This window comes from Halomonas sp. ALS9 (assembly GCF_001651035.1).
Lineage (GTDB): Bacteria > Pseudomonadota > Gammaproteobacteria > Pseudomonadales > Halomonadaceae > Vreelandella.
In genome coordinates, this window is the sequence record NZ_LXRG01000209.1 from 1 (window position 1) to 280 (window position 280).

The 280-nt window shown below is 53.6% G+C and carries 1 pseudogene; it reads right to left on the bottom strand.

Annotated elements, in window-relative coordinates:
* A pseudogene (locus A6R74_RS19290) lies at positions 1-280 on the bottom strand (AMP-binding protein); the annotation flags it as partial.

The window sequence follows — 280 nt, forward strand, 5'->3', positions numbered from 1 at the left end:
GCGGATTCGGCCACTTGAACAAGCTCGTCAATCACCTGCTCTACCTCTTTGGGGTAGACGTTGTAGCCGCCGGAAATCACCAGGTCTTTGTCGCGACCGACGATATGCACATAGCCTTGGTCGTCGACCATGGCGAGATCAACGGTAATAAAAAAGCCATCGTCTAACAGCTCCCCACGGGTTTTTTCCGGCATCAGCCAGTAACCGATAAACACATTGGGGCCACGAATCTGCAGCATACAAATCTCGCCAAAAGGCACCTCTTCGCCGGTCTCCCGGT